The following is a 25,537-nucleotide window of genomic DNA, read 5'->3' as shown; positions in this document are numbered from 1 at the left end:
AGGACCCTAGCGAAAGGGGGCCGGTGGCCCCAACCCTCCGGCCCGCGCTCCTCCTTTGCCGATTCTTTAGCGCCGTTTGACCGATTTAGTTTGCCTGAAGCAACCATCCATCTCTATGGTTGCCCTAAGCAACAAGATGGACGGGGGTGTCCGATGGCGACACGGAACCGGTACGAGGAACTCGCCCGCTCGGTGAGCGCGATCGGGGCCGTGAAGCGCGGGCTCGCCCGCGCCCTGCCCGTCGAATGCCAAGGCGGCTCGGCGGCCGTACTCGCCCTGGTCAACCACCACGGCGACATGCGGACGAGCCGGCTCGCCGAACTCATGGCGGTCGACATGTCCGTGTGCAGCCGCCACGTGGCCCACACCGTGGAGCACGGCTGGATCGAGCGACTGCCCGACCCGGACGACAAGCGCTCCCGCATCCTGCGGCTCACGGAAGCGGGCCACGCGATGCTCGGCGAGCTCGACCGCCGGGTCACCGAGGCCTTCTCCCGCCACCTCGCGGAGTGGTCCGACGACGACGTCGAACTCCTCACCCACCTGCTCGCCCGCCTCCGCGACTCCTTCGGGGACTGCCGGGCCCACCACGCCTGAGAAAAAGGAAGTTCATGGCTACGACCACGCCCGACACCGGTGTGCGGGACGGTGACACCGGCAGCGGCGGCGACACCGCCCCGATGACGCACCGGCAGATCATGGAAGCGCTGTCCGGGCTCCTGCTCGGCATGTTCGTCGCCATCCTGTCCTCGACGATCGTCTCCAACGCCCTCCCCCAGATCATCACCGACCTCGGCGGCGGCCAGTCCGCGTACACCTGGGTGGTCACCGCCGCCCTCCTGGCGATGACCGCGACCACCCCGCTCTGGGGCAAGCTCGCCGACCTCTTCTCCAAGAAGCTGCTCGTCCAGACAGCCCTGATCGTCTACGTCGCCGGATCCGTCGTCGCCGGCCTCTCGCAGAGCACCGGCATGCTCATCGCCTGCCGGGTCGTCCAGGGCATAGGCGTCGGCGGTCTGACCGCCCTCTCGCAGATCATCCTGGCCGCGATGATCGCCCCGCGTGAGCGCGGCCGCTACAGCGGCTACCTCGGCGCGACGTTCGCCGTCGCCACCGTCGGCGGCCCGCTGCTCGGCGGCGTCATCACCGACACCGACTGGCTCGGCTGGCGCTGGTGCTTCTACGTCGGCGTGCCCTTCGCGATCATCGCGCTGATCGTCCTGCAGAAGACCCTCAACCTCCCCGTCGTGAAGCGCCAGGTCAAGGTCGACTGGGCCGGTGCCTTCTTCATCAGCGCCGCCGTCTCGCTGCTCCTGATCTGGGTCACCTTCGCGGGCGACAAGTACGACTGGATGTCCTGGCAGACGGCCGTCATGGTCCTCGGCGCGGTCGCGCTCGGCGGGCTCTTCGTCCTCGTCGAGTCGAAGGCGAGCGAGCCGATCATCCCGCTCCGCCTCTTCCGCAACCGCACGATCACCCTGGCCTCGCTCGCCTCGCTCTTCGTGGGTGTCGCGATGTTCGCCGGCACGGTCTTCTTCAGCCAGTACTTCCAGCTGGCGCGGAACGAGTCGCCGACGATGTCCGGCGTCCTCACCATCCCGATGATCGCGGGCCTGTTCGTCTCCTCCACCGTCTCCGGCCTGATCATCACCAGGACCGGCAAGTGGAAGGCGTGGCTGGTCAGCGGCGGCGCCCTGGCGGCCGGCGGCCTCGGTCTGCTCGGCACGATCCGCTACGACACGACGTACTGGCACATCGCCGTCTTCATGGCGGTCTTGGGCCTCGGCCTCGGCATGATGATGCAGAACCTGGTGCTCTGCACCCAGAACCAGGTGGCCCCCGCCGACCTCGGCGCCGCCTCCTCCGTCGTCACCTTCTTCCGCTCCCTCGGCGGTGCGATCGGCGTCTCGGCGCTGGGCGCGGTCATGGCCCACCGGGTCACGGACTACGTCAAGGACGGCCTGGCCGAGCTCGGCCCGAAGGCCGCGGGCGCCATGGGCCAGGGCGGCTCGGGCGGCGGCATCCCCGACATGGACAAGCTGCCGGCCCCGATCCGCACGGTCATGGAGAGCGCGTACGGACACGGTGTCGCGGACGTCTTCCTCTACTCGGCGCCCTTCGCGCTGCTCGCCTTCGTCGTGACCCTGTTCATCAAGGAAGTAGCCCTGAAGAGCAACACCGTGAAGGCGGACGAGAAGTAACAGAGCTCCCGGGCGCGCTTCGAGCGGAGGCGCGGCCGGGTCCGGTACGGAGCGGCGGGCAGGGGACGGCCCGCCGCTCCGTCATTTCCCCCTGGGGCGGCCACCGCTCCGTCATTCCTCCGTGGGGCGGGACCCTTCGGCCTCCCGCGTGACCATCGCCTCGATCCCCGCAACCAGGACGTCCAGCGCGTAGGCGAAGTCGCGGTCCCAGATGGCGCTGACGCTGCCGTGCGAGGCCCGCTCGTCGAGGAGGTCCCGCATCCCGCCCACCTGGTCGACGAACTCCGGGTCGTCGCGGAACGCCTTGATCGCGTCCACGTAGAAATCGTCCTGCGACATGCCGGCCTGGGCCGCGCGCCGGCCGAACTGGGACTCGATCGTCCCGTAGCCGTACACGAACTGGAAGACCGCCGACATCGCGCTGGGCTGGCGGTCCAGCGGGAGTCCGGTGTCCCTGATCGTCTCGTGGATCTTCTGGCCGACGGCCACCGCGTTCGGGCCGATGTTCAGGTACTGACCGGCGCACGGCGACATCCACGCGTGGCGGACCAGCATCCGCCGGTACTCCAGCGCGAGCACCCGGAGCCGGTCCCGCCAGTCCCCGGCCGCGTCGACCGCGGCGAGGTCGACCTCGCCGTACGCGCTGTCCACCGCGAACTCGATGATGTCGTCCTTGGTGTCCACGTACCAGTAGAGGGACATGGCCGTGACGCCCAGCTCGGTGGCGAGCTTGCGCATCGACAGCTTGGCCAGCCCCTCCTCGTCGAGCATCCTGATCGAGGCGGCGACGATCCGGTCGCGGTCGAGCCCGGCGGGGCCGCCGCCGCTGCGGGCGGCCCTCTCCTCCAACCAGACGCTGGAACGCGCCGGGTTCCTGGCCCGATCGGCTGCCTTGACCATCGCGTTCCTCCGTCTGTCAGCGGTCCGTCACCATGCTAGGCAGCGACCGGCTTCTCGGCGCCCGCGACCGTCTCCGCACGCTCGGCCGCGGCCCGCTCCGCGCGCTCGGCCCGCAGGAGGAGAGCACCGGCGACCAGGCCGCCGACGAAGACGGCGACGGCGCCGACCAGCTGGCTGGTCTGGAGGCCGGAGGCGAACGCGTCGGAGATCTCCCGGCGCTCCGCCTCGCCCCCCGCGGCGGCCAGGGCGGCCGGGAGCGAGGTCGCGGTGACGGCGACGAGCGCGGCGAAGCGGGCGTTGAGGACGGCTCCGAGGACCGCGACGCCGAGGCCGTTGCCGAACTCGGCGAGGGTGCCGTTGATCCCGGCGCCCACACCGGCCTTCTCCGGCGGGATCGAGCTCATGATCGCGTTGGCCATGGCCGGGGAGGAGACGGCGATGCCGCCGCCCATCAGGACCAGGCCGAGGAGCATGCCCGCGTAGCTGCCGTCCGTGCCGCCGCCGAGCAGCGAGATCGAGGTGAGGCCGGCGGCCACCAGGGTCATGCCGACGACGACGGTGGGCGGGGTGCCGAGCTTCATGACGATCCTCGGGCCGACGCCGGTCAGGTTGAGGCCGACGATCGTCAGCGCCAGCGGCGCCATCCGCAGCCCCGCCTCAAGGGGTTCGTAGCCGAGCACGAACTGCAGGTGCTGGGTGAGGAGGAAGAGCGAGCCGCCCATGCCGAAGACGACCAGGATCGAACCGCCGATGGCGCCGACGAACTTCTGGTTGCGGAAGAAGTGCATGTCGAGCATCGGGTACGGGGTGTGCAGCTCCCACAGGGCGAAGGCGCCGAGGCCGGCGACGCCGACGGCGGCCGGGACCAGCACCTCGGCGGAGAGCCAGCCGTGCTCGGGGCCGCTGATGATCGCGTACACCACGGCGGTCATGCCGATGGTGGAGAGCAGCGCGCCGAGCAGGTCGGGACGCTCGCCCTGGCGGTTCTTCGACTCGGGGACCAGCTTGAGGACGGCGACGAGCGCGGCGACCGCGACCGGGATGTTGATCAGGAAGATCATTCCCCACCAGAAGTGGTTCAGGATCACGCCGCCGACCAGCGGGCCGCCGGCGAAGCCGAGCGAGGCGACGGTGGACCAGAGCGCGATGGCCTTGACCCGCTCCGAGTCGTCGAAGATCTGCATGACGACGGCGAGGGTCGTGGTCATCAGGAGCGCGCCGCCGACGCCCATGCCCGCGCGGGCGGCGATCAGCTGCGCGGTGGAGTCGGCGAGGCCGGCGGCGAGCGAGCCGAGGCCGAAGAGCGCGAGGCCGATGGCGAGCATCTTCTTGCGGCCGTAGCGGTCGGCGGCGTTGCCCGCGCTGAGCAGCAGGCCGGACTGGACGAGCGAGTACGCGTTGATCATCCACTGGATGTCGGTGGTGGACGCGTGGAGTTCGGAGGTCAGCGACGGGATGGCGACGCTGAGCACGGTGTTGTCGAGCAGCACGGTGAGCTGGGCGAGGCAGATGACGCCGAGGATCAGCCAGCGCTGGGGGTGACCGCCGGTGGCGGTCGGTTCGGTCGCGGCGGTCGTCGCCGTCATGGGCAGCACTCCTTGTACGGTGTACGGGGCTGAGTCTCGTACACCGTACAAGGGCTCTCGTACGCTGTATAGCGATTTCTGTCGGGCTACTTCTCCTGCGTCAGGTCGTAGAAGGTGGAGCTCCCGATCGTGACCGTCTCGAAGGTGTCCTGGACCCACGCGGTGATCTGGGCGCTCGTGCCGTTGCCGCCCATGCCGCCGCCACCCCCGCCTCCGCCGGAGACGAAGTAGTGGATCTTCCCGGCGGCGACGTACCGCTTGAACTGGTCGAGCGTCGGCGACGGGTCGCTGCCGTTGAACCCGCCGATCGCCATCACCGGCTTCTCGGTCGCGAGCTGGTAGCTGGCCGCGTTCTGCGCGCCCACCGCCGCGGCGACCCAGGTGTAGTCGTCGGCGTCCTCGAGCAGGGCCGCCTTGGCCTCCGCACCGACGCTGGCGCCGTTGAGGAGCCCGCCCATGCCGCCACCGCCGCCGGGGCCTTCGCCACGGGTGGCACCCTGGGGCATTCCCTGAGGCATGCCCTGCGGCATCCCTTGAGGCATGCCCTGCGGCATCCCTTGAGGCATTCCCTGGGGCATGCCTTGCGGCGGGGTGCCGCCGCCCTGGCCGCCGGGCATCACGCCACCCTGACCGCCCTGACCACCCTGGCCGCCGGGCATCACTCCGCCCTGACCGTCCCGGCCGTTCCAGCCGTCCCCGCCGCCGGGAACCATCCCGCCGCCCTCGAACATCCGGCCGCCACCGCCCGGGCCGCGACCGCCCATCGCCTCGCCCGCGGGGCCCGCCGTCACGATCGAGCCCTGGTGGCCGGCGTTCACCGTCTCCAGGGTGTACGCAAAGGGGCCCGCGAGCCCCGACACCAGGCCGAGACCGGCCATCGCGAGCCCGAGGCGGCGGTCGGTGCGGCCCGCGAACAGCAGCCCGAGCGCGGCCACCGCGCCCGAGACCAGGACGGCCCAGCGCAGCCACGGCAGCCAGTCCGGGGTGCGGCCGAGGAGCGTCCAGCCCCACCAGGCCGTGACGGCCACCGTCCCGGCGAGCGCCGCCGAGGCGAACCACCGGGTGCGCTCCTCCCACAGCACGGCCGCGCCCATGCCGACGAGCGCGGCGACGTACGGGGCGAGGGCCACCGTGTAGTACTCGTGGAAGATGCCGGCCATGAAGCTGAAGACGGCGAGGGTGATCAGGAGCGAGCCGCCCCACGCCAGGAACGCCGAGCGGGCCGTGTCGGTGCGGGGCGCCCGCCAGGTGACGACGAGCCCCGCGACGAGCAGGACCAGTGCGGCCGGGAGCAGCCAGGAGATCTGACCGCCGATCGAGTCGTTGAACATCCGGCCGATCCCGGTCTCGCCCCATCCGCCGCCCTGGCCGCCGCCGCGGCCTCCGCCGCCGACGCTGCCGGTCTCGTTGCCGTTGATGCGGCCGAGGCCGTTGTAGCCGAAGGTCAGCTCCAGGAAGCTGTTGTTCTGCGAGCCTCCGACGTACGGGCGCGAGGACGCCGGCCACAGCTCGACCAGCGCCACCCACCAGCCCGCCGAGACGAGCATCGCGAGCCCGGCGAGGGCCAGCCGGCCGATCCGGCGGCCGAGGGCGCCCGGCGCGCACACCCCGTAGACGAGGGCGAGCGGCGGCAGGATCAGGAAGGCCTGGAGGGTCTTCGCGAGGAACGCGAACCCGAAGGCCACGCCCGCCCACACCAGCCACTTCGCGCTCTTCTCCCGCTCCAGGGCGCGCAGCACGCAGTACACGGCGACCGTCATGAGCAGCGCGAGCAGCGCGTCCGGGTTGTTGAAGCGGAACATCAGCGCGGCGACCGGCGTCAGCGCGAGGACCGTTCCCGCGATCAGGCCCGCGCCGGCGCCGAAGCGGCGCCGGACGGCCGCGTACAGCACCGCGACCGTGCCCACGCCCATGAGCACCTCGGGCACGAGGATCTGCCAGGAACCGAGCCCGAAGAGGCGGACGGAGAGCGCCATCGGCCACAGGGCGGCCGGCGGCTTGTCGACGGTGATGGCGTTGGCCGCGTCGAGGGAGCCGAAGAAGAACGCCTTCCAGCTCTCGCCGCCCGCCTGGACTGCTGCGGAGTAGAAGGAGTTGGCGTATCCGGAGGCGCTCAGGTTCCACAGGTACAGCAGCGTGGTGGCGACGAGCAGGCCGAGGAAGGCGGGCCGGACCCAGGGGGCGTCCTCGGCGCGCCCGCGCCACAGGCGGGCGAGCCGGCCGCTCCCGGTCGCGGCGTGGGCCGCCGGGGCCGTCGGGGACAAGGTGGTCATCGTTCGTTCCTTGCTGAGGTCGCCGAGGTCTGCGAGGTGGGCCGGTCGGGGAAGACCCAGAGCCGGAAGAGGAGGAAGCGCAGGACGGTCGCGGCGAGGTTGGCGACGATCAGGACGGCGAGCTCGGTGGAGTGCGCCGGATCGCCCGTCGCCGCGCCGAGCGCCGCGAGCGAACCGCTGGTCAGGGCCAGGCCGATGGCGAAGACCACGAGCCCCTGCGCCTGGTGGCGGACCGCCCGGTCCCGGCCCCGCACCCCGAAGGTGAGGCGCCGGTTGGCCGCCGTGTTGGCGACGGCCGAGACGAGGAGCGCGCCGGCGTTGGCGAGTTGCGGGCCCAGGCCGAGCCGGAAGGCCGAGTACAGCGCGAGGTAGAAGAGCGTGGACAGCGCTCCGACCACGCAGAAGCCGACCAGTTGGCGTGCGAGCCCGCCCGGCACTCCGCTCAGGTCGCGGTCCCGGGGGTCGTCGCCGAAGGGGCGGGCGAGCCGGTCGAGCGGCAGCGAACCGGTGGCGAGCGCCCGGCCGACCCGCAGCACGCCCTTCAGGTCGTCGGTCGCCGTCCTCACGATGTGCACGGTCGAGTCGGGGTCGTCGACCCAGTCGACCGGCACCTCGTGGATGCGCAGCCCGGCCCGCTCGGCGAGGACCAGCATCTCGGTGTCGAAGAACCAGCCGGTGTCCTCGACCATCGGGAGGAGCCGCTCGGCGACCTCCCGCCGTATCGCCTTGAACCCGCACTGCGCGTCGGAGAACCGGGCGGCGAGCGAACCCCGCAGGATCAGGTTGTACGCCCGCGAGATGAACTCCCGCTTCGGCCCGCGCACCACCCGCGAGGAGCGGGCGAGCCGGGAGCCGATCGCCAGGTCGGAGTGGCCCGAGATGAGCGGCGCGACCAGCGGGAGCAGCGCGTTCAGGTCCGTCGACAGGTCGACGTCCATGTAGGCCAGGACGGGCGCGTCCGAGCCCGACCACACCGTCCGCAGCGCCCGGCCGCGCCCCTTCTGCTCCAGCCGTACGGAGCGCACCTCGGGCACCTCCGCGGCGAGGGCGGCGGCGACCTCGGGGGTCGTGTCGGTGGAGGCGTTGTCGGCGACGGTGATGCGGAAGCCGTACGGGAAGGTCCTGAGGAGGTGCTCGTGGAGCCGGCGGACACACGGCTCCAGGTCCTTCTCCTCGTTGTAGACGGGGATCACCACGTCCAGGACGGGCCGTCCGGCGACGTTCACCGGCAGGTGCTCCCGGGCGGGGAGGGCTTCGGACCTTCCACCGGGCGTTCCGTCGGGCCTTCCCCCGGACCGTCCGTCGGGCCTTCCGGAGGCCGTGGACGCGGGTCCCGCGATCGTTGTGGTTCGCATGGCACCGACCTTCGCCGGGCCCGCTGTCACGCCTGTGTGATGAGCCTGTGCCCTGCCTGTGAGTCCTCCGTCGCGGGCAGGCGCACCGCGAACACGGTCCGCCCCGAAACGCTTTCCACGCCCACCTCGCCGCCGTGCGCGTGGACGACCGCGCGCACGATGGCGAGCCCGAGGCCGGTGGATCCGGCGTGCCGGGAGCGGGAGGCGTCACCGCGCGCGAACCGCTCGAAGACGGCGGGCAGCAGCTCCGGCGGGATGCCGGGGCCGTCGTCCTCGACCTCGACGCACACCACCGAGGCGTCCGTACGGACCCGGGCGGTGACCTTCGTACCGGGCGGGGTGTGGGTGCGGGCGTTGGCGAGGAGGTTGACCAGGACCTGCTGGAGCCGGGCGCCGTCGGCCCGTACGACCCCGGTGTCCGAGGGCAGTTCGAGGCGCCAGTGGTGCTCGGGCCCGGCGGCGCGGGCGTCGCTCACCGCGTCCACGACGAGCGGGACCAGGTCGGTCGTCTCGTACGAGAGCGGCCGTCCGGCGTCGAGCCGGGCGAGCAGCAGCAGGTCCTCCACCAGGCCCGTCATCCGGGTCGCCTCGGACTCGATCCGGCCCAGCGCGTGCCGGGTGTCGGGCCCGCACTCCTCCCGGCCGCGCCGGGTGAGCTCCGCGTACCCCCGGATCGAGGCGAGCGGCGTGCGCAGTTCGTGGCTGGCGTCGGCGACGAACTGCCGCACCCGGGTCTCGCTCTGCTGGCGGGCGTCGAGGGCCGAGTGGACGTGGTCGAGCATCCGGTTCAGGGCCGCGCCGACCTGTCCGACCTCGGTCCGCGGGTCGGCCTCCGCCTCCGGGACGCGCTGGTTCAGCGCCACCTCGCCGCTGTGCAGCGGCAGTCGGGCGACCTGACGGGCCGTGATGGCGACCCGTCGCAGCGGGCGCAGCGCCACCCGCACGAGCACCGTCCCGGCGAGCGAGGCCGCGACGAGCCCGGCGCCGGTGACGCTCAGCTCGACGAGCACGAGGGTGGACAGGGCGTCTTCGACCTCGGCGAGCGGTATGCCCGTGAGGAACTCGCCGTGCGTCCCGACCGCGTACTCGACCCGGTACGAGCCGAGGCCGCCGGGCAGCTCGACGGTGTGCGGGCGGCTGTCCCTGGGGACGGCGGCGAGGGCGGCCCGCTGGGCCGCGTCGAGCTCCTTGACCCGGAACTTCGGGCCGTACACGCCGCTGTCGTCGGCCTCCGCCTGGTATCCGGCGGTGGAGACCGCTCCGCCCGTGAGGACGGCGCCGAGCGTGCCGCCCGGCACGCCCGGCCCGACGAGGAAGGCGAGCGGCTCGCGGTCCCGCACCGGATCGGGCGCGGGCATGGCGGCCGGCGGCCCGGCGGCCCGGTTCGAGACCGCCCGCACCTGCTCGTCGGCCTGGTCGTACAGGTACGACCGGAAGGCGATCGTCGTCACCGTCCCGATCACCGCCGCGACGACCGCGATCAGCGCGACCGCCGACACGACGAGCCGGGTCCGCAGCGACCAGGGCCGCCCACCTCGTCCGCGCACGGGGGCTACTCCCCAGGCTTGATGAGATAGCCCGCCCCGCGCCGGGTGTGGATCATCGGGGACCGGCCCACGTCGATCTTCCTCCGGAGGTACGAGATGTAGAGCTCGACGACGTTGGCCTGGCCGCCGAAGTCGTACGACCAGACCCGGTCCAGGATCTGCGCCTTGCTGAGGACCCGGCGCGGATTGCGCATGAGGTAGCGCAGCAGCTCGAACTCGGTGGCGGTGAGGTGGATCGACTCCCCGCCCCGGGTGACCTCGTGGCTGTCCTCGTCGAGGGTGAGGTCCCCGACGGCGAGCAGCGACTCGCTGCGCGCCTGTGCGGCCCCCGACCTGCGGATGAGTCCGCGCAGCCGGGCGACGACCTCCTCCAGGCTGAAGGGCTTGGTGACGTAGTCGTCGCCGCCCGCCGTGAGCCCGGCGATCCGGTCCTCGACGGCGTCCTTCGCCGTCAGGAACAGCACCGGCACGTCGGGCAGCTCGCGCCGGATCCGGCCGAGCAGGCTCAGCCCGTCGACGTCGGGCAGCATGATGTCGAGGATCACCACGTCGGGCCGGAACTCGCGCACGGTCCGCAGGGCCGCGGCCCCGTCCCCCGCGCTGCGGACCTGCCAGCCCTCGTAGCGCAGGGCCATGGAGAGCAGTTCGGCGAGCGAGGCCTCGTCGTCGACGACGAGGACGCGGACGGCGGTGCCGTCGGCACGGAGCATGTCGGCACGGGTGCCGACGCCGGCGCTGGTGCTTCGCGTGGTCACGGTCATGGCACCCACGCTGTCCGGCGCCGCTGAGATCCCCCTTTCCCTTTCCTGTGAATTCCCTGAGAAAGGCCTCAGGCGGCGGGCAGCCGTTGTTTCACGTGAAACAGCGCGGCCCCGTTCTCGTACAGGACCCGCCGGAGCCAGTCGTCCCCGAGCCCGAGCCGTTCCAGGGCGTCGAGCTGGTGGACGTACGGATACGGGATGTTCGGGAAGTCCGAGCCGAGGAGGATCCGGTCGCCGAGGTCGACCAGCCGCTTGTGTTCGGCCACCGGGAAGGGCGCGAGCCGCTCGCTGAAGTCCGTGAACGCCATGGTGGTGTCCAGCCGGATGCCCTCGTACCGCTGCGCCAGGTCCAGGAAGTCCCCGTACTCCGGCATCCCCATGTGCGCGACGATCACCCGCAGCCTCGGGTGCCGGGCGAGCAGCCGCCCCATGGGCTCCGGCCCGGTGAACTTCCCCGGCGTGGGCCCGGAGCCGCAGTGCACGACGACGGGGGTACCGCTGTCGGCAAGGGCTCCCCAGGAGCTGTCGAGCTCGATGTCCGTCGGGTCGAACCCGCCCACCTGGAGGTGCACCTTGAAGACCCGGGCCCCGGCGTCGAGCGCCTGGTGGACGTACGTGCTCACGCCCGGCTCGGGGAAGAGGGTCGCGGTGTGCAGGCAGTCGGGGGTGCGGGCGGCGAAGTCGGCGGCCCAGGAGTTCAGCCAGGCGGCCATGCCGGGCTTGTGCGGGTAGAGCATCGCCGTGAAGGCGACCGCCCCGAACCCGCGGAGGAGCGCGAGCCGCCGGTCCTCCTCCTCGCGGTAGGTGATGGGCCACTCCATGCCGGTCAGCGGACCGACGGCGTCGAAGTACGCCCACACCTTGTCGAGGACGTTCTGCGGCATGAAGTGCGTGTGCACGTCCACGAGCCCGGGGATCCCGAGCCGCCGCAGCAGCGCCGTCGTGTCGCCACGACTGGCGTCGTGGCTGTCGCTGTGGCTGCCGCTGTCGTCGTGACCGCCGCCACCGCTGCCGCTGTCACTCGCGCTCAAAGCCGTAACTCCGCTCGACCCTGCCGATGTGGACGCTGTAGCTCTCGTACCAGTGCTCCCGTCCGTGCGCCTTGGCCGCCTGGTGCTCCGTGTCGAGGCGCCAGGAGTCGAGCGACTCCAGATCGCGGAAGTAGGCGACGGTGATGCCGATGCCACCGGGGGTGCGGGCCGACTCGTAGCCGAGGAAACCGGGGACCTCCTGGACGATCTCGTGCATCCGGGCGGAGGTCTCGGCGTATCCCTCGGGGGCGTCGGGACGGACGGAAGTGAACACGGCGGTGTAGTAGGGCGGTTCGATGCCCGCCACCAGCTTCGGAGTCATGTGATCACCCTCGCCGGGACGGCGGCGGGATGTCCACGCCGCCCGGGGAAAGGGATCCAAGACTTTACGAAGAGGGGTACGGGGGCTCAGAACAGCCCTTCCTGGGCGCTCCCGACCACCGGAGCCGCCGCCGTCACCGGCACCGAGAAGCCCTCCCCCGCCCCCGCGGCCTCCAGGACCCAGCCGCCCATGACCCGGGTGTCGAGGGCGAGGCAGCGCCCGTCGGGCGCCAGGAGGTGCAGGTCGGGTCCGGCGGCGGCGAGCAGCCGACCGGTGACGACACCGCCGTCGACCAGTTCGGCGACCGTGCCGGCGAGCGGCGGCAACCCGTCCAGGTGGAAGGCGCCGGCATGGTCGCGCGCGGCGAACCCCAGCGGCTCCAGGGTCTCCGTCCACCCGCCGACGCCCCCGGCCCGCCGGTGCAGTTCCCCCACCTCGCCGGCGCGTTCACCGGCGGGCGGCAGGACGTGCCGCACGGCGCGCTTCCGCTCGTACGCCACCCGGTCCGGCACGCCGAGGGCCTGCCGCAGCACCTCCTCGGTGCGCCGCGCCGCCATCAGCGGGCCCCGGCCGAGCCAGCTGAACGTGACCGCCCCCTGCTCCAGGAGCCGCGCCTCGCCCCGGGCCTCCGCCGTGATGCCGACCTTGGTCATCCCGGGCCCGAACCAGGCCAGGTACACGCGGTACGGCTGCGGGTCGTCGGCGACGGTGTCCGCGGCCACCGAACGGGCCCGGTCGAGCCGCGCGCACTCCGGACACCGCCCGCCGGTGGCCCGCCCCGGCACCACGGCCTCCACCGGGCACGGATTCCCCCGGGCCCCGGGACACCGCCGCACACCGACGGCCCGGAACGAAAGCTCCTGCCCGTAGCGGAGCGCGCTCACCCTCCCGCCCCGCCACCGCAGTCCGGGCACCCCGCCGGCCCAGCCGAGCCCCCGACACCGCCACTCCACGCCCCGCACCTCCTCGCCCTCCCGAGCCGCCCCGGCCATCCGGTCACCCCGACCCGCGTCGCACGGTCCAGTCTCCGACACGCCCCCGTCCCCTCCACGCCCTCCTCTCGCCCCTCCCCCCGGGCGGGTCACGGCAGGACGTAGATCCGGGCGCCGTCCGGGTCGGGGCCGCCGACCTCCCGCATGCAGCCGCGCTCGATGAGGAGCCGTACGCAGTCCCGTACGCGCTCGCCGGACAGGCCGGTGCTGCGGGTGACGTCCTGGGCCCGGTAGCGGACGCCGCCCCGGACGAGCGCGGGCGCGAGGCAGGTGGCGACGGTCCGCACGTCCCCCGTGATCGCCCAGGAGTCGACGAGCTCCTGCGGGGTGAGTTCGACGACGGAGTCCGAGGTGCGCTGGCGCGGCACGGCGAGCCGCTCAAGGGAGTCGGCGACCCTTGAGAGGCTGCGCCGGGTCGCGCGCAGCAGCTCCGCGTACTCCGCGGACCCGACGGACCCGGCGGACTCGGCGCAGGCGGTCGCCCGCTCGTCGAACCGCCCCTCCAGCCGTACGAGGACGTCGACGAGGTCCGGCGGCAGCACGAACCCGGCATCCACCGGGGAGCGTTCGAGCCGGTAGCCGCCGTCCCGCTGGACCGCCGCCACCATCTCCGCCGTCCACGCCCGGAACGGCCCGGCCTCGGGTCTGCGGCAACCCCCGACGAGCTGGACGAGCCCCTGGAGGCTCACCATCCGCGCCGAGGCACGGATGCCGCACCGGGCGAGTATCCCGGTGCCGCCGGCCAGCTCCCGTGCGGAAGCCAGGCACCCCGCGGGCAGCGCCGCGCCGCGCAGCGCCTCGCGGGACCCCGCGTACCCCAGCCGCTTCGCCACGTCCGCGACGGGGAACCAGTACGAACCGTCCGGCGCGGTCAGCCGCCGCAGCCGGGCCCCGGTGGCCGCCCGCACCAAGTCATCGATGTCGATCGCGTCCATCGATCATCACCTCCGTCTCGCAAGCTAGGCCGAAGGCATATTCAACTGACATGGAAATCGGACGGGTTCACCCAAAAGTGGATCCTTGCCGAGCGGGGCTCTCGGACTAAAATCCGAACCATGGCTCTGACCTTGAACGACGTCGACCGGTTCGAGGCTTCCAGGCGGCGCCTGGAGGCCATCGCCTACCGCCTCCTCGGCTCGGCGAGCGAGGCCGAGGACGCCGTGCAGGACACCTTCCTGCGCTGGCAGGCCGCCGACGTCGACCGCATCGAGGTCCCCGAGGCGTGGCTGACGAAGGTCCTCACCAACCTGTGCCTCAACCAGCTCACCTCGGCCCGCGCACGGCGCGAGACGTACGTGGGCGAGTGGCTGCCCGAACCGCTGCTCTCCGGCGACCCGATGCTCGGCCCCGCCGACACCGCCGAGCAGCGCGAATCCGTCTCGTACGCCGTCCTCGCCGTCATGGAGCGCCTCTCCCCCAACGAGCGCGCGGTGTACGTGCTGCGGGAGGCCTTCGACTACCCGCACCGGGAGATCGCCGAGATCCTCGACATCAGCGAGGCGTCCTGCCAGCAGATCTTCCACCGCGCCAAGAAGCACGTCGCCGCCGGCAAGGCCCGCACCGAGATCACCGACGCCGAGGCCCGGCGGATCGTCGAGGAGTTCCTCGCGGCCGCCACGACCGGCAGGACCGAGCCGCTCGTCCGGCTGCTCACCGCGGACGCCGTCGCGATCGGCGACGGCGGCGGGAAGGTCCCGGCCCGCGCGAAGGCGTTCGAGGGCGCCCTCGCGGTCGCGACGTTCCTGCGCGGCCTGTTCAAGCCCAGCACCGCCAAGCGCACCATCATCGGCGGCTCGCCCGACGTCTACGCCACGACCGCCAACGGCGCCCCCGCCGTCGTCGCGGTCCTCGACGGCCGGGTCGTCGGCATCATGTGCCTGGAGGTCGGCCCCGACGGCATCATCGCCTTCCGCAACCAGGTCAACCCCGACAAGCTCGACCGCGCGACGCGGATCTGGGCGGCCTCCGACCACGGCGCGCCGCTGATGGAGGCCGCTTTCTGACACCCCTCACCGCCATGTGACCTGCTTCACACTCGCCACCTGTCAGGAATCGACGGGCTGCCCGGTTCAAGTCACGACACCGCGAGCGAGACAGGAGCAGGCACATGCAGCAGCACCGCATCATCGTCCTCGGAGCCGGCTACACCGGAGCCACCGCCGCCGGGCGCCTCGCCAAGCAGCTGCGCCGCGAGGACGCCACCATCACCCTGGTGAACCCCGAGCCCGACTTCGTCGAGCGCGTCCGCCTGCACCAGCTGGCGGTCGGCCAGGACCTCAAGCCCCGGCCGCTCAGCGAGATGTTCGCCGGCACCGGCGTCGAACTGAAGCTCGCGACCGTGACCGCCGTCGACGCCGAGCGCCGGACCGTCACCGTCACCGCCCCGAACGGCACCGAGGAGCTGGAGTACGACACCCTCGTCTACGCCCTCGGCAGCGGCTGGGACACCCAGGGCGCCCCCGGCACCACCGAGCACGCCCACGAGGTCTCCAGCCGCCCCGGAGCGCTCCGGCTGCGCGACCGCCTCGCCGGCCTGGAGGCCGGACGGTCCGTGGTCGTCGTCGGCGGCGGCCTCACCGGCCTGGAGGCCGCGACCGAGATCGCCGAGGCCCGCCCCGACCTCGACGTCGCCCTCGCCGCCCGCGGCGGCCTCGGCGACTGGCTCTCGCCCAAGGGCCGGCAGCACGTGCGGAAGGTCTTCGACCGCCTCGGCATCACCGCGCACGAGAACACCTCGGTCACCGGCGTCGAGGCCGACCGGATCACCACCACCGACGGCCCGGTCCCCGCCGCGGTCACCGTCTGGACCACCGGCTTCGCGGTCCACCCCATCGCCCGCGCCACCACCCTCGACGTCACCGAGACCGGCCGCATCCTCGTCGACGACACCATGCGCTCGGTCTCCCACCCCGACGTGTACGCCGTCGGCGACGCCGCCCTCGCCATGGGCCCCGGCGACAAGCCGCTGCGCATGTCCTGCGCCTCGGGCGTCCCCATGGCCTGGCAGGCGGCCGACACCATCGCCGCCCGACTCACCGGCGGCAAGCTCCCCAAGACCGCCCCGCGCTACTTCAACCAGTGCATCTCGCTCGGCCGCCGCGAAGGCCTCATCCAGTACGTCACCGCCGACGACCGCGCGGTCAGCGCCGCCCTCACCGGCCGCATCGCCGCCCGCTACAAGGAGTTCGTCTGCAAGGCCGCCGCCTGGGGCGTCACCAACCCCACCCTCGGCCTCCCCACCCGCCGCCGCCCCGCCCTCCACCACCCGGCCACCCCGGCCAAGGCCACCGCCTGACCCCGCCCCCGGCCCCGCCGCACCCCGAACAACACAAGAGGCCCCCCGAACCCCCGGCGGGGCCTCTTCCCACCCACCCCACCCGAACCCGAACAACGCGAGAGGCCCCGGACTTTCGTCCGGGGCCTCTCACCTGTGTGCACTCGGCAGGATTCGAACCTGCAACCTTCTGATCCGTAGTCAGATGCTCTATCCGTTAAGCTACGAGTGCTTGTTTTTAGTTCTTGTCTCCGTTTTCCGGCCCTTTCGGCCCGCTGTCCCGGCGACAGGAAGAACATTACATGACTGCCGCCGTCATGTGAAATCCATTCCCCGCACCCCTTGTGACCTGCGAAAACGTTGGGATGGGATGAGGTGGGGAGGGGTGGGGAGCGGGCATGGCGAGGGGGGTCGGGGGGCGGGGGCGGGGTGGAAAGAGACCGGGGTCACAGGGGGTGCGGGAAGGGTGGAAACGGCCGAAGCCCCGGCCTTGGGGGCCGGGGCTTCGGTAGGGGCGGAGGCGGAGGGATTTGAACCCTCGATGGGCTTGAAGGCCCAAACCGCATTAGCAGTGCGGCGCCATAGACCGGACTAGGCGACGCCTCCTTCGCACCTCGCGCATACGCGGGTGGTGCGTGCAGATGATGACACAGGCGAACCGGGTGTCACCAATCGATTCTCACCGTACTAGGCATGGGGGGTCCAGGGCAAAGTCCTGGGGTGGATCGTGGCGTGCGGCCGCACGGAGCAACCCGGTTGCGCAACGCGGCGGCGGTCGGAGCGTTAGAGGGGGCGGGCGCGCCGTGCGTCCGTGTGTGACGCCACCTCGTATTCCTGGAGATCCGCATGCTGCGCAGCCTCGTCCTCGCGACCCTCGCCACCGCCGCCGGGACGGCCGGGTTGGGGCCGCTGCCGCCGCTGCCGCTGCTCTCGGAGGCCTCGGGGCCCGAGACGCTGACGGTGACGGTCGAGAAGAGCGGGCATCCGACGGCGGACGGCACGTTCGAGCTGACGTGCGACGACCGGGCCGGGGGGAGCCATCCGGCGGCGGAGGACGCCTGCGAGCGGCTGGAGCAGCTGGCGAAGGAGGGGGAGGACCCGTTCAAGTCGGTGCCGCGGGACGCGCTGTGTACCCAGGTGTACGGCGGGCCCGCGCTCGCGCACGTCACGGGCACCTGGCAGGGCCGTGAGGTCGACGCCCGGTTCTCCCGCGCGAACGGTTGCGAGATCGACCGCTGGGCGAACCTGGAGCCGGTCCTTCCGATCGTCCGGGGATGACGCCCGGAGGCTCCCTTAGACTCCCCTCAGTGACAGGCTGCGGCCCGAGGGGCAAGATGGGGCCGCGGTCGATGGGCAAGCACGTGCAGTGGGTCTGGGAGGAAGCGTCGTCGTGAGCAGCAGGCCATCCCGAGGCGCTGCTCGCCTCGCAGCGATACTCGACGCCCTTCCCGACGGCCTCGTGCTCGTCAACTGCAACGGCACGGTCGTCAACGCCAACACGATCGCCCTCGGCATGTTCGAGACGCCCGGCACCGCGCTCGTCGGCCGCGGCCTGCTCGACCTGCTGCCCGGCTTCGACTCGCGCCTCATCCCCGGCTCCATGCGCCGCCCCGAGGGCACCGACGAGCGGGGCCGCACCAAGCCGGCCCGGATGATCGCCCGGCGTACCGACGGCGGCGAGTTCCCCGTCGAGGTGACCAGCGCCAGCCTGGAGGACGGCCGCGAGGCCTACGACTCGTACGGCGGCTACACCGGCGACGAGCTCCTCATGCTCGTCGTGCGGGACCTCACCGGCACCCTCGACACCGAGGCCGAACTCGCCCGCTCGCAGCGCCAGACCGAGATGATCCTGCGCGCCGCGGCCGAGGGCGTCGTCGGCACGGACACCGACGGCCGGGTCGTCCTCGTCAACCCCGCCGCCGCGCAGATCCTCGGCTACCGGGCCGGCGAGCTCGGCGGCCAGGAGCTGCACCCCCTGATCCTCGCCAAGCGCGCGGACGGCGAGCCGTTCCCCTACGAGGAGTCGCCGCTCGCCGACACCCTCAAGTCCGGCCGGAAGCACCGGGTCCGCGGGCAGGTCCTGTGGGCGAAGAAGGGCGACCGGGTGCCGGTCGACCTGACGACGGCTCCGGTGCGCGACGGGGACCAGCTCGTCGGCGCGGTGATGACCTTCACCGACCGCAGGCCGTACGAGGAGCTCGTCGAGCAGCACGCCGCCGAGCTCGCCGAGCTCACCGAGCGGCATGCCGCCGAGCTCGCCGACCGTGCCGAGCGGCACGCGGCCGAGCGGGAGACGCAGCAGGAGCGGTACGCCTCGCTGACGGCCCGGCACGAGCAGCTGACCGCGGTCCTCGCCGAGTCGCTCCGCGGCCCCCTCGAGGAGCTCCGCACCCAGCTGGGCACCCTCGCCGCCGACGACGCCGGGCAGCTGTGGCCCGAGGCCAACCAGGTGCTGCACCACCTCGCCGCCGGGTACGCCCGCATGACGGCGCTCGTGGACAACGTCCTGGGCTACCAGCGCCTCGACGCGGGCGCGGAGGAGCTGGAGAAGCGGGTCGCGCTCCTCGACGGGGTCGTGACGGCCGGCATCGACGGGGCCGTCGAGCTGATCGGACCCGGCCGCGCGCAGTTCGCGGTGCACGCGCCGCCGATCGAGGCCGAGGTCGACCCGGTCCGGCTCGCGACCGCGCTCTCGCACCTCGTCGCGGACGTCGCCGGCGTCGACGCGACCGGCAAGAACCGGGCGACCGCCCAGGGCTCCGTGCCCGCCGACTCCACGATCGTCGTCGCGGCCGCACGGCGCGGTGACGTCGTACGCATCGAGGTCCGCGGCCCGTACGCGGGCGGCGACCCAGTCCACGGGCCCGTCGTGCGCGGCATCGTGGCGGCGCACGGCGGTGTCGTGCAGACCCACGAGGTGCCGGGCACGAGCGGCGGCGCGTACGTCCTCGAAGTGCCGCTCGGCGCCGGTCGCGGCACCGTCCCGCCCGCGCCCCGGAGCGACGCGCCCGAGGGCGGCGGCCGGGGGGCCCTCGCGCTGCCGGCCCAGGCCACGTCGTCCGGCACGGGCACGAGCGCGGACATGGGTACGGGTTCGGGTGCAGGCACGAGCTCGGGTTCCGGTTCGGGTTCCGATTCAACTTCGGGCTCCGCGGTCGGCGCGAGTGCCGATTCCGGTGTCGGTTTCGGTGTTGGTGTCGGTGTTGGTGTTGGTGTCGGTGTCGGTGTCGGTGTCGGTACTGGTTCCGACGCGGCCCCCGTGCCGGTCTCCGGGGCGGAGACCTCCGGTGGTGGGCGGCGGCGGGCACGGCGGAGTTCCACCGACGCGTTCCTGGAGAGTGCGGTCGCGCCCGAGGGTGACGCGCGGGCCGGTGCCGAGCCGAGTGGGCGCCGCCGTGCGCGTACGGGAGAGGCCGCCGCTCCGGCCGAGCTGATCCCGGCCCAGCAGAACGCCGCCGTGGACGCCCCCGCCGTCGTACCGTCCGGTGCGGCCGGGGTCGTCGACCCCGCGGGCCGCGTGGAGCCCACCGGGCGTCGCCGGGGCCGTCCCGCCGAGGGTGCCGTGGTGACCGCCGCCGAGGGCGCGCAGGGGCGTGCCGCGCTGGGGGCCGCCGTTCCGCCGCAGGGGGTCGCCGTCGAGCCCGTGGGGGCTCCCGCGCTCGCCCGGGCCCTGCCGGCCGTGTCGTCCGGCGAGGACGCGCCCGTGGAGCAGCAGCAGCCGAGCGGCCGTCGCCGCAGGGCCCTGGCCGCGGCGCAGGAGCGCGCGGCCGCGGCCGACGCGGGGCCGCGGACGCCGTTCGCGCTGCCGCCGGCCGATGCCGACCGTGGGCCCGAGGCTGCGGAGGACGGCGGTCTTGCCGCTGTTCCCGGGTCGTCCGCCGTTCCCGGCGTGGGTTCCGTTCCCGGGCTCGGTTACGTGCCCGTACCCGGTTCTCCGCCCGGGCACGATTCCGTGTCCGGCGCCGCGTCCTCGCCGCTGCCCATGGCCGGTGCGGCCGTCGCTCCGGCGGCCGGTGCCGGTGCGCTGCCGGTGGCCGACGAGGGGCGGCACGAGGCCGTACGGGGTGTGCCGGGCGCCGACCACACGCCTCCGCAGCCGCATCCGCTGCCCAGGTCCCCGCTGCCCGAGGAGCTTCGGGACGGGGCGCAGGCCGAGGCGGCGGGGCGTCGCCGGGCCGTGGCGACGCCCGCCCCGCGGGACGGCGCCGGGGTCGAGGCGCGGAGCGCCACCGGTTCCGGGACGGGCACGGGTCCGGGGACCGGCACCGGTTCCGTACCGCTGCCGCCCGAGCTGCCGATGCCGAAGGACTCGACGCAGGGGCGGGCGTTCAGCGTCCGTACGCTCGGGCAGGGCGTGCCCTTCGTGCCGCCCGCGCCGACGACCGCCGCGGCGCCCGCCATGGCTCCTGCCGCGCCCTCCAACGGGTCGGGGAGGCGACGGAAGCTCGCGACGCCGCCCGAGGTGGACCCGCCGGCGCCGGCGGCGCTGCCCGCGGCGGCCGGTGCCGAGGTCGAGGCGAGGCCGCACCCGCAGTCCTCGCCCGAGGCCGCGCTCGGGCTCGTCCCGGCCGCGCCCGAGGGGCGCGCGTACGCCATAGGGGCGCCCGCCGAGGGCTCCGCCGAAGGCCCCGAGCCGCTCGACGGTCCCGGCGGCGCGATCGAGGTGGCCAACCGGCCGGCTCCGCGCCCCGTCGACGACGAGCTGCCCCCGGAGCCCCTCGACAACCCCCGCCGGCTGCTCGTCTGGCCCGCGCCCGACGTCGCCACCCAGCAGGCGTTGAGCGACCGCGGCTACCGGCCGGTGATCGTGCACTCCCGCGAGGAGGTCGACGCGCAGATCGCCGCCTTCCCGGCCGCGCTGTTCGTCGACCCGCTGACCGGGCCGATCACCCGCACCGCGCTGCAGTCGCTGCGCCAGGCCGCCGTCGCCGCCGAGGTGCCGGTGCTGCTCGCGGCGGGGCTGGGGCAGGCGACCAGGGAGGCGGCGTACGGCGCCGACCCGGCCGTACTCCTCAAGGCGCTCGCGCCGCGCGACAGCGAGCAGCACCCGTCCCGGGTCCTGCTGATCGAGGAGCACGAGGACATCGCGGACGCGCTGGCGGCCACGCTGGAGCGGCGCGGGATGCAGGTGTCGCGGGCGGCGACGGACACGGAGGCGGTCGCGCTCGCCACGGAGACGCTGCCGAACCTGGTCGTCATGGACCTGATGCAGGTGCGCCGGCGCCGGGCCGGGATCATCGACTGGCTGCGGGCGAACGGGCAGTTGAACCGCACCCCGCTCGTCGTCTACACCTCGGTCGACCTCGACGAGGAGGAGCTGCCGAAGCTGTCCTCCGGCGAGACGGTCCTCTTCCTCGCCGAGCGGTCGAACAGCACCGAGGTCCAGGCCCGGATCGTCGACCTGCTCGCGAAGATCGGCACCAACTGACCGGGCCCGCGTCTCTGCCCGGGCAGAGAACCTGGCAGAGACGCGGACGAAGGCACGGACCAAGGGAAAAGGGAGGGCGCCCCCGCCCTCCCTTTTCCGTCCGGAGAACCGGCCCCGTCCGCGGGCCCGGTTCCGTCCGCGGGCCCGGTTCCGTACGCGGACCCGGTTCCGTACGCGGACCCGGTTCCGTACGCGGACCCGCCGCTCGGCCGGAGCCTAGAGCTGGGTCACGTCCAGCTCGCCCTCCGCGTACTGCCTGCGGATGACCTTCTTGTCGAACTTGCCGACGCTCGTCTTCGGCACCGCCGGCACGATCGCCCAGCGCTCGGGCAGCTGCCACTTGGCGATGCCGCCCTCGTCGCCGAGGAAGGCCCGCAGCGTCTCGTAGTCCGCGGTGCCGCCCTCCTTGAGGACGACGGTGGCCAGCGGGCGCTCGCCCCACTTCTCGTCCGGTACGGCGACGACGGCGGCCTCGGCGACCTCCGGGTGGGCCATGAGGGCGTTCTCGAGCTCGACGCTGGAGATCCACTCGCCGCCGGACTTGATGACGTCCTTGGCACGGTCGGTGAGGGTGAGGAAGCCGTCGGGGCTGATCACGCCGACGTCGCCGGTCTTCAGCCAGCCGTCCTCGCTGAACTTGTCGGCGGGGCGTATCTCCTCGGCGTCGACGCCGCCGAAGTACGAGCCGGCGATCCAGGTGCCGCGCACCTCCAGCTCGCCCGCCGACTCGCCGTCCCAGGGCAGGTGTTCGCCGGAGGGGCCGACCAGGCGGGCCTCGACGCCGGCCGGGAAGCGGCCCTGCGTGACGCGGTAGGGCCACTCCTCCTCGGCGGTGAGGCCGTGCGGCGGGTGGGCCATCGTGCCGAGCGGGGAGGTCTCGGTCATGCCCCAGGCGTGGCAGAGGCGGACGCCGAGCCGGTCGTAGGCCTCCATGAGGGAGGGCGGACAGGCGGCGCCGCCGATGGTGACCTGGGCCATCGAGGAGAGGTCGCGGGGGTTGGCGGTGACCTCGGCGAGCAGGCCCTGCCAGATGGTGGGGACGGCGGCCGCGTGCGTCGGCTTCTCGCGCTCGATCATCTCGGCGAGCGGGGCCGGCTGGAGGAAGCGGTCCGGCATCAGCATGTTGATGCCGGTCATGAAGGTGGCGTGCGGCAGGCCCCAGGCGTTGACGTGGAACTGCGGGACGACGACGAGGGTCGTGTCCCGGTCGGTGAGGCCCATCGACTCGGCCATGTTGACCTGCATGGAGTGCAGGTAGATCGACCGGTGGGAGTAGACGACGCCCTTCGGGTCGCCGGTGGTGCCGGAGGTGTAGCACATCGCCGCGGCCGAACGCTCGTCGAGCTCGGGCCAGTCGTACGTGGTCGGGCGGCCGGCGAGCAGCTCCTCGTACTCGTGTACCTGCGGGGCGGCGCCGTCCAGCAGGGAACGGTCCCCGGGGCCCGCGACGACGACGTGCTCGACCGTCGGCAGGTGCGGGAGGAGCGGGGCGAGGAGGGGGAGCAGGGAGCCGTTGACGATCACGACCCGGTCGGCGGCGTGGTTGACGATCCACACCAGCTGCTCGGGGGGCAGGCGGAGGTTGAGCGTGTGGAGGACCGCGCCCATCGAGGGGATCGCGAAGTACGCCTCGACGTGCTCGGAGTTGTTCCACATGAGGGTGGCCACGCGCTGGTCGCCGGTGACACCGAGTTCGTCGCGCAGGGCGTTGGCCAGCTGGTGCGCGCGGGCCCCGGCCTCCGCGAACGTGCGGCGGTGCGGCTCGGGCTCGCCCGTCCAGGTGGTGATGGTGGACTTCCCGTGGATCGTCATCCCGTGCTTGAGGATGCGGCTCACGGTCAGCTGTACGTCCTGCATGGTGCTGTACACGGGGCGTCCTCCCGGTGGGCGCTACGTGGCAGTAGGGGTGTGGAGATTCTGCGCACGTACCGCGCGGTATGTCACTACCCGGGAGTACCGAAATTGCCAGTGATCACTGGCGGAAGTGGACGGGCGGCGTGCCCTACGACCCGTTTCGCCACCGTACGGGAGTCAGCTCCGGGTCCTCACGGAGCTTGCCGAGCGCCCGGGACACCGCGCTCTTCACCGTGCCGACCGACACCCCCAGCACCTCGGCGGTCTGCGCCTCGCTCAGGTCCTCGTAGTACCGCAGGACCACCATCTGCCGCTGCCGCTCCGGCAGCTTCAGGACCGCCCGCCACATCGCGTCGTGCAGCACCTGCCGCTCGGCCGGGTCGGGCTCCGGCAGCCCCGTGGGCTCCGGCAGCTCCTCGCAGACGAACTCGTCGACCTTCCGCTTGCGCCACTGCGACGTGCGGGTGTTCAGCAGCGCCCGGCGGACGTACCCGTCCAGCGCCCGGTGGTCCTCGATGCGCTCCCAGGCCACGAAGGTCTTGGTCAGCGCGGTCTGGAGGAGGTCCTCGGCGTCCGAGGGGTTGGCGGTCAGGGAGCGCGCGGTGCGCAGGAGCACGGGCCCGCGCGCCCGTACGTACGAGGAGAAGGACGGGTACGACGCGTACTGCGAGGCACCGGCGCAGACGGGGCCAGAGGGTGGCGGAGTCATGACTCCACGCTAGGAGCGCGCGGACCCCGGCGGATCGGCCCCAGGTCCCGAACCGCGCTCCGCCTCAGGTTGTAGGGGCGGGGACGGCTTCACCTCCTCTGGGTGGAGTCCCCCGACCCCCGCCTCAGGGTCGGAACCTGCCTGGGGAGGAGGTCACCGACCGTGGGAGGGGCGGTGGGGGCGGTGGGGGCGGTGGGGGGAGCGCGGTGGGGGCGGTGGGGGGAGCGCGGTGGGAGCGGACGGGCGGATCCTGTCCAGCGCGCCCGCACCGGTCGGGGCCTGCGTCGCTCAGTGCTCCCGCACCGGTCAGGGCCGGGTCGCCGCGAACGCGGTCCTGGTCGTGACGCGGGCGACGGGCGCGTCCACCTCGCTGCGGTCGATGAAGAGACGGCGACCGCCGTGCGACTCGGCGACGTCGCCCACGTACTGGTGGATGCGGGCGTGCGGCGTCCAGGCCTGCGGATGCAGTACGGACTCGGTGTACAGCGACGGCGTGCCCCGCCAGCGCGCGAACCACATCACCGCCGGCAGGTCCTTCGTGCCCGCCTTCCGCTGTGCCTCCATGTCCCTGACCCCCGACTCGGCGCTGCTGTAGAAGCCGGGGACGTAGCCGAGGCGCTGTACCTCCCGGTTCCAGGCCCGGACGAACGAGAGGGTCGTCGCGGCGCACCGCGCGTCATCCCGCCCGTAGGCCTCGATGTCGAGGTACAGCGGGCTGCTCGCGCCCAGCCCAAGGGCCTGCGCCGCGCGTACCGCCTCGGCCCCCTCCTTGGTGCCCTGCCCCACGGGGTCGGCGCCGATCGCGTACGGCCGCTTGGCGGGGGAGATGACGCACGGCGCCTGGGAACCGACGAACAGGGGCAGCAACCGCCACCCCATGGCGTGCACCGAGGCGACCCACTCCGGGCTCAGCTCCCGCTGCTCCGGGCACCCCCGCCCCCGGCCGCCGATGTAGATCCCCACGGCCCCGTACGTCGAACTCCGCCACGCCTCCATCACCGCGAGCGGCGGCGCCTCACACGTGTCGAAGGCCTTGCCCGCGAAGTACGCGAGCGCGGGCGCACCGGCATGGGCGGTGGTGTCGGAACGGGTGTCATGGGTGGAGGCTTCGGCGCGGGTGGAGGTGTCGGCAGCAGGGGCGGTCAGGAGGGCCGCGCCCGCCACCGCCGCCATCAGGGCGGCCACCACGGACCGCGCCCCGGGAGGCGGCGACGGTGTCGAGGACGGTGGCGGCGGCGCGGACGACGCCTCGGGGACGGGTACAGGGTCGGGTTCGGGCGCGCGTACGGGGCAGGGCTCGGGTG

At 73.1% G+C, this 25,537-nt stretch carries 19 protein-coding genes and 2 tRNA genes; 6 read left to right on the top strand and 15 right to left on the bottom strand.

The features are described from left to right. Positions 1-153 precede the first annotated feature (153 nt). Entirely contained in the window at positions 154-597 is a 444-nt protein-coding gene (locus ACIQFX_RS02955; RefSeq protein ID WP_402458299.1) for a MarR family winged helix-turn-helix transcriptional regulator, read from the top strand. Positions 598-611: 14 nt separating this feature from the next. Further along, entirely contained in the window at positions 612-2,201 is a 1,590-nt protein-coding gene (locus ACIQFX_RS02950) for an MDR family MFS transporter (RefSeq protein WP_402458297.1), read from the top strand. A gap of 111 nt (positions 2,202-2,312) precedes the next feature. Here ACIQFX_RS02950 and ACIQFX_RS02945 read toward each other — a convergent pair whose 3' ends face one another. The 10 genes from ACIQFX_RS02945 to ACIQFX_RS02900 form a co-directional block, all read right to left on the bottom strand. After that, entirely contained in the window at positions 2,313-3,101 is a 789-nt protein-coding gene (locus ACIQFX_RS02945) for a TetR/AcrR family transcriptional regulator (RefSeq protein ID WP_402458295.1), read from the bottom strand. Positions 3,102-3,136: 35 nt separating this feature from the next. Continuing rightward, positions 3,137-4,687: an MFS transporter gene (locus ACIQFX_RS02940; protein WP_402458293.1), complete on the bottom strand. Its 1,551-nt coding sequence runs from the start codon at positions 4,685-4,687 to the stop codon at positions 3,137-3,139. Between the two features lie 86 nt (positions 4,688-4,773). Next, positions 4,774-6,960, bottom strand: a complete 2,187-nt coding sequence (locus ACIQFX_RS02935; RefSeq protein ID WP_402458291.1) for an ArnT family glycosyltransferase — start codon at positions 6,958-6,960, stop codon at positions 4,774-4,776. Then, a complete protein-coding gene (locus ACIQFX_RS02930; protein WP_402458288.1) occupies positions 6,957-8,315 on the bottom strand; it encodes a glycosyltransferase in 1,359 nt (452 codons plus the stop codon). The genes ACIQFX_RS02935 and ACIQFX_RS02930 overlap by 4 nt, the downstream gene beginning before the upstream one ends. Positions 8,316-8,341: 26 nt before the next feature. Further along, entirely contained in the window at positions 8,342-9,862 is a 1,521-nt protein-coding gene (locus ACIQFX_RS02925; RefSeq protein ID WP_402458285.1) for a sensor histidine kinase, read from the bottom strand. A gap of 5 nt (positions 9,863-9,867) precedes the next feature. Then, complete coding sequence (locus ACIQFX_RS02920) at positions 9,868-10,623, bottom strand: response regulator transcription factor (protein WP_402458282.1); 756 nt, start codon at positions 10,621-10,623, stop codon at positions 9,868-9,870. 68 nt (positions 10,624-10,691) lie between these two features. Further along, a complete protein-coding gene (locus tag ACIQFX_RS02915) occupies positions 10,692-11,558 on the bottom strand; it encodes an amidohydrolase family protein (protein WP_402458572.1) in 867 nt (288 codons plus the stop codon). A gap of 82 nt (positions 11,559-11,640) precedes the next feature. Further along, positions 11,641-11,976 (bottom strand): antibiotic biosynthesis monooxygenase family protein, encoded by a 336-nt coding sequence (locus ACIQFX_RS02910; RefSeq protein ID WP_402458279.1) that lies wholly within the window; start codon positions 11,974-11,976, stop codon positions 11,641-11,643. A gap of 86 nt (positions 11,977-12,062) precedes the next feature. Next, positions 12,063-12,929 (bottom strand): DUF2797 domain-containing protein, encoded by an 867-nt coding sequence (locus ACIQFX_RS02905; RefSeq protein WP_402458276.1) that lies wholly within the window; start codon positions 12,927-12,929, stop codon positions 12,063-12,065. A gap of 128 nt (positions 12,930-13,057) precedes the next feature. After that, positions 13,058-13,903: a BRO family protein gene (locus ACIQFX_RS02900; RefSeq protein ID WP_402458273.1), complete on the bottom strand. Its 846-nt coding sequence runs from the start codon at positions 13,901-13,903 to the stop codon at positions 13,058-13,060. 120 nt (positions 13,904-14,023) lie between these two features. Between ACIQFX_RS02900 and sigJ the strand changes: the two genes are divergently transcribed. After that, positions 14,024-14,971: an RNA polymerase sigma factor SigJ gene (sigJ, locus tag ACIQFX_RS02895; RefSeq protein WP_402458270.1), complete on the top strand. Its 948-nt coding sequence runs from the start codon at positions 14,024-14,026 to the stop codon at positions 14,969-14,971. 104 nt (positions 14,972-15,075) lie between these two features. Further along, positions 15,076-16,263 (top strand): NAD(P)/FAD-dependent oxidoreductase, encoded by a 1,188-nt coding sequence (locus ACIQFX_RS02890; protein WP_402458268.1) that lies wholly within the window; start codon positions 15,076-15,078, stop codon positions 16,261-16,263. 138 nt (positions 16,264-16,401) lie between these two features. Here the strand turns inward: ACIQFX_RS02890 and ACIQFX_RS02885 are convergent. Continuing rightward, positions 16,402-16,474, bottom strand: a tRNA-Arg gene (locus tag ACIQFX_RS02885). A gap of 283 nt (positions 16,475-16,757) precedes the next feature. Next, positions 16,758-16,848, bottom strand: a tRNA-Ser gene (locus tag ACIQFX_RS02880). Positions 16,849-17,088: 240 nt separating this feature from the next. Here ACIQFX_RS02880 and ACIQFX_RS02875 point away from each other — a divergent pair. Both ACIQFX_RS02875 and ACIQFX_RS02870 read left to right on the top strand, forming a co-directional pair. After that, a complete protein-coding gene (locus tag ACIQFX_RS02875; protein WP_402458266.1) occupies positions 17,089-17,520 on the top strand; it encodes an SSI family serine proteinase inhibitor in 432 nt (143 codons plus the stop codon). 112 nt (positions 17,521-17,632) lie between these two features. Beyond that, a complete protein-coding gene (locus ACIQFX_RS02870; RefSeq protein WP_402458264.1) occupies positions 17,633-21,670 on the top strand; it encodes a PAS domain-containing protein in 4,038 nt (1,345 codons plus the stop codon). Positions 21,671-21,886: 216 nt separating this feature from the next. On the opposite strand, the gene ACIQFX_RS02865 is transcribed toward ACIQFX_RS02870, so the two are convergent. The 3 genes from ACIQFX_RS02865 to ACIQFX_RS02855 form a co-directional block, all read right to left on the bottom strand. After that, the gene (locus ACIQFX_RS02865) at positions 21,887-23,539 is read right to left on the bottom strand and encodes a long-chain fatty acid--CoA ligase (RefSeq protein WP_402458261.1); all 1,653 of its coding nucleotides are present in this window, start codon (positions 23,537-23,539) and stop codon (positions 21,887-21,889) included. A gap of 133 nt (positions 23,540-23,672) precedes the next feature. Beyond that, positions 23,673-24,233 carry a SigE family RNA polymerase sigma factor gene (locus tag ACIQFX_RS02860; protein WP_402458258.1) on the bottom strand — a complete coding sequence of 187 codons (561 nt, stop codon included), beginning with the start codon at positions 24,231-24,233 and terminating at the stop codon, positions 23,673-23,675. A 306-nt stretch (positions 24,234-24,539) separates the two neighbouring features. Beyond that, entirely contained in the window at positions 24,540-25,406 is an 867-nt protein-coding gene (locus ACIQFX_RS02855) for a DUF1906 domain-containing protein (protein ID WP_402458569.1), read from the bottom strand. Positions 25,407-25,537: the final 131 nt, after the last annotated feature.

This window comes from Streptomyces sp. NPDC093089 (assembly GCF_044754405.1).
Taxonomy (GTDB): Bacteria; Actinomycetota; Actinomycetes; order Streptomycetales; family Streptomycetaceae; genus Streptomyces.
This window is presented reverse-complemented; position numbering and strand designations above follow the sequence as displayed.

What these genes read in the sequence shown, in the direction of transcription:
- ACIQFX_RS02955 (WP_402458299.1), top strand. Translation starts at nt 154, where the DNA reads ATGGCGACACGGAACCGGTACGAGGAACTCGCCCGCTCGGTGAGCGCG.
- ACIQFX_RS02950 (WP_402458297.1), top strand. Translation starts at nt 612, where the DNA reads ATGGCTACGACCACGCCCGACACCGGTGTGCGGGACGGTGACACCGGC.
- ACIQFX_RS02945 (WP_402458295.1), bottom strand. Translation starts at nt 3,101, where the DNA reads ATGGTCAAGGCAGCCGATCGGGCCAGGAACCCGGCGCGTTCCAGCGTC.
- ACIQFX_RS02940 (WP_402458293.1), bottom strand. Translation starts at nt 4,687, where the DNA reads ATGACGGCGACGACCGCCGCGACCGAACCGACCGCCACCGGCGGTCAC.
- ACIQFX_RS02935 (WP_402458291.1), bottom strand. Translation starts at nt 6,960, where the DNA reads ATGACCACCTTGTCCCCGACGGCCCCGGCGGCCCACGCCGCGACCGGG.
- ACIQFX_RS02930 (WP_402458288.1), bottom strand. Translation starts at nt 8,315, where the DNA reads ATGCGAACCACAACGATCGCGGGACCCGCGTCCACGGCCTCCGGAAGG.
- ACIQFX_RS02920 (WP_402458282.1), bottom strand. Translation starts at nt 10,623, where the DNA reads ATGACCGTGACCACGCGAAGCACCAGCGCCGGCGTCGGCACCCGTGCC.
- ACIQFX_RS02910 (WP_402458279.1), bottom strand. Translation starts at nt 11,976, where the DNA reads ATGACTCCGAAGCTGGTGGCGGGCATCGAACCGCCCTACTACACCGCC.
- ACIQFX_RS02900 (WP_402458273.1), bottom strand. Translation starts at nt 13,903, where the DNA reads ATGGACGCGATCGACATCGATGACTTGGTGCGGGCGGCCACCGGGGCC.
- sigJ (WP_402458270.1), top strand. Translation starts at nt 14,024, where the DNA reads ATGGCTCTGACCTTGAACGACGTCGACCGGTTCGAGGCTTCCAGGCGG.
- ACIQFX_RS02890 (WP_402458268.1), top strand. Translation starts at nt 15,076, where the DNA reads ATGCAGCAGCACCGCATCATCGTCCTCGGAGCCGGCTACACCGGAGCC.
- ACIQFX_RS02875 (WP_402458266.1), top strand. Translation starts at nt 17,089, where the DNA reads ATGCTGCGCAGCCTCGTCCTCGCGACCCTCGCCACCGCCGCCGGGACG.
- ACIQFX_RS02860 (WP_402458258.1), bottom strand. Translation starts at nt 24,233, where the DNA reads ATGACTCCGCCACCCTCTGGCCCCGTCTGCGCCGGTGCCTCGCAGTAC.
- ACIQFX_RS02855 (WP_402458569.1), bottom strand. Translation starts at nt 25,406, where the DNA reads ATGGCGGCGGTGGCGGGCGCGGCCCTCCTGACCGCCCCTGCTGCCGAC.